General features: G+C 70.4%; 3 protein-coding genes. 1 reads left to right on the forward strand and 2 read right to left on the reverse strand.

The genetic code is table 11. From position 1 onward, the window contains the following. Nucleotides 1–202: 202 nt before the first annotated feature. Together QZ483_RS13255 and QZ483_RS13260 are read right to left on the reverse strand one after the other, a co-directional pair. The gene (locus tag QZ483_RS13255; RefSeq protein ID WP_297084795.1) at nucleotides 203–406 is read right to left on the reverse strand and encodes a cold-shock protein; all 204 of its coding nucleotides are present in this window, start codon (nucleotides 404–406) and stop codon (nucleotides 203–205) included. Nucleotides 407–548: 142 nt separating this feature from the next. After that, a complete protein-coding gene (locus tag QZ483_RS13260) occupies nucleotides 549–1,472 on the reverse strand; it encodes a PAC2 family protein (protein ID WP_297084797.1) in 924 nt (307 codons plus the stop codon). Nucleotides 1,473–1,637: 165 nt separating this feature from the next. Here QZ483_RS13260 and QZ483_RS13265 point away from each other — a divergent pair. Continuing rightward, nucleotides 1,638–3,296, forward strand: a 1,659-nt coding sequence (locus QZ483_RS13265; protein ID WP_297084799.1) for an AAA family ATPase, incomplete at its 3' end; no start/stop codon positions are given.

The raw sequence follows: 3,296 nt of genomic DNA on the forward strand, positions 1-3,296 counted from the left end.
CCCTTGCCCACGGGAGTGGACCCCGCCTGGCCCGTCTGAGCGCGACTGGACCCGCGCATCGGCCCTCCCGGCGGTCGATTCTCGCTCACCCAAGCCCCTAAACGAGCGAAATGGATCCACTTCGCTCAATCTAGGCCGGCGGCGGAAGCACGAAGGCCGCCGCCCCGAGGGGCGACGGCCTTCGTGGAAGCCTACGTGGGCCTTAGAGCGGGCGAACAGCCTCGGCCTGGGGACCCTTGGGGCCCTCGGTGATGTCGAACTCGACGCGCTGCGCCTCTTCGAGCGAACGGTAACCCTCGGACTGAATTGCCGAGTAGTGCACGAAGACGTCGGCGCCGCCGCCGTCCTGAGCGATGAAGCCGTAGCCCTTCTCAGCGTTGAACCACTTCACAGAACCCTGTGCCATGCGTATTTCCTATCCTTACTGCCCGGTGACGGGAAGCGTCGGCACGGTGCCGGCGCTTGTCGCCGCAATGCTTGGTTCCGGGTCAGGTCAGACCGGTTCGTGCACACTACGTTCTTGCAACCGGGTCAAGCATGACACGAAACTAGGGTCCAGGGGGAGAGTCTCCCCGCTGTTGTTCCAGGAATTTCTCGAATTCTGCGCCCAGCTCCTCCGCCGAGGGCAGTGGCCCGTCGATGTCGATGCCGTCCTCGCGCTGCTCCATGAAGGCGTCGTACTGCTCCTCCAGTTGAGCGACGAGCGCCTGGACCTCCTCGTTCTCCGAGGTCTGGCGGTCGATCTCCTCGGCGGCCTGCGCGGCGTCGTCGTCGAGCGCATCGCTCGACAGCGCCAGTCCGGTGATGTCCTCGACGGCCTCCATCGCCTTCTGCGCCGCCTGTGGATACGGCGACTGCGCGAGGTAGTGCGGCACGTGGACCGCGACGTTGATCGCCGAGCGCCCCCACTGACCGAAGCGGTACTCCATGAGGTTCTGAGCGCTCGCGGGCACCGTCACCGTGCCGAACAGGCTGGGGGCGTCCGGCAGCAGGTCCTGCGCCGTGCCGTGGATGGTCGCGGTCAGCGGCCGCGTGTGCGGCGCGGCCATGGGGATCCCGTGCGCGCCCAGCGTGAGCTCGACGCCGAGCCGCTCGACGATGTCGCGCACCGCGCGGATGTACGCCTCCCAGCGGATGTCGGGCTCGAAGCCGTGCAGGAACAGGAACGGCGTGCCCTCGAGGTCCCTCACGAGGTCGAGATCGAGGTGGGGCTCGTCGTACGAGGTCCACTGATTGACGGAGAACGTCATCTCGGGCCGCCGCGAGCGATAGTCGAGCAGCTGGTCGATGTCGAAGCTCGCCACCCTCACCGGGTCACCCGTGTCGAGGATGTGCTGCGCGACCAGCGCGCCGGCCTTGCCGGCGTCGATGAACCCCCGCAGCGAGTGCATGAGCACAGCGCCCTCCTGCGGAGCGGCCGCGGCCCACGCCTCGACGCCCTCCGGGTCCCAGCTCACGAGAGGAGTATCCATAGTCCGACCATTGTTTCACGCTGGGGACGGGCGCCCGCGGCCCTCGGGGACGTCTCGCTTTCCGCGAAATCGGGAATGTCACAGGTGGTCGCGCCCGCCTCCGTCGCGGTGGATAATGGAGGACTGCCTCGGCCAGGAGGATGCCGGGCAACGAAGGGTAGACGCATGCACGACGACCGCACCCTCGCCGCGGAGCGCCGCGGCCTGGATGCCGAGCAGCACGTCGTCGACGAGCTGTACGGCCGCCTCGACGAGCTGAGGGACGAGACGCAGCGCCGGCTCGCGGACGTCCGCCTCGAGGGCCCGTCCGGATCGCCGCAGAACCGCTCCGAGCGCGACGCGTTCGCGACGCTCTACGAGGATCGCATCATGCAGCTCGACGCGGTCGAGGACCGCCTGTGCTTCGGCCGGCTCGACATGGCCGACGGCGAGCGCTTCTACGTGGGCCGCATCGGGCTCTCGGATGAGGACCACGCTCCCCTGCTGACCGACTGGCGCGCGCCCGCCGCTCAGTCCTTCTACTCCGCGACCGCCGCCAGCCCCGGCGGCGTCGTGAATCGCCGTCACCTCACCACCCGCGGCCGCACGGTGGTCGCGGTCGAGGACGACGTGCTCGACGTCGAGCGCCTCCAGGAGGCGGGCCTCGACGAGGGTCTCGCCGGCGAGGGCGCGCTGCTCGCGGCCCTGGGCGCACGCCGCACCGGCCGCATGGGCGACATCGTGGCGACCATCCAGGCCGAGCAGGACGACGTCATCCGCGCGCCCATGCACGGCGCGCTCGTGGTCCAGGGCGGCCCCGGCACCGGCAAGACCGCGGTCGCGCTGCACCGCGCGGCCTTCCTGCTCTATCACCACCGCGAGCAGCTCGAGCGCCGTGGCGTGCTGCTCATCGGTCCGTCGCGCGACTTCCTGCGCTACATCGACCACGTGCTGCCGTCCCTGGGCGAGACGGGCGCGGTCTCCACCACCCTCGCGGGCCTCGTGCAGGGCGTGCGGATCACGGGCGAGGAGTCCGATGCGGTCGCGTCCATCAAGGGACGCACGGAGATGGCCGCTGTCATGAAGTCCGCGGTCCGCGAGCGCCAGCGGCTGCCGCGGCGCGACCAGGACATCAGGATCGACGGCCGCACGGTCACGATCCGCCGCTCGGACATCAAGGACGCCCAGGCCAAGGCCCGGCGCGAGGGCAGGCCGCACAACGAGGCGCGCGCGACCTTCGCCAAGGAGATGATCGCGCGCCTGACGACGCAGCTCATGGAGCAGCTCGACGGCCTCGGGGACGCGGATGACCGCGTCGAGCTCGAGCGCGACGTGCGCGACTCGAAGACCATCCGCATCGCCCTCAACCTGTGCTGGCTGCCCGTCAGCCCATCGCGTCTCCTGCGCGACCTGTTCTCCAAGGCGCACTTGCTGGACCACGCCGCCCGCTCCTTCAGCCGTGCCGAGCGCGACCTGCTGCTGCGGCCCGCATCGGCCCCCTTCACGGAAGCGGACGTGCCCCTGCTCGACGAGGCCGCTGAGCTGCTGGGCGACATGCCGGGCGACGCGCCCCGCGAGACCGGCGTCGAGGCGACCGAGGAGGAGATCGCGTACGCGCGCGACGTGCTCGACACCTTCGGCGGCGACGGCACGGTGTCCGCGGAGGCGCTCGCGGCGCGCATGAAGGGTGGCCAGGCCCGCCTGTCCGTCGCCGAGCGCGCGATCCAGGACCGCACGTGGACCTACGGGCACGTCGTGGTCGACGAGGCGCAGGAGCTGTCCCCCATGGCGTGGCGGATGCTGCTGCGGCGCTGCCCCACCCGCTCGTTCACGATCGTGGGCGAC

Origin of the sequence: uncultured Demequina sp. (assembly GCF_913055775.1) — a bacterium.
Lineage (GTDB): Bacteria > Actinomycetota > Actinomycetes > Actinomycetales > Demequinaceae > Demequina.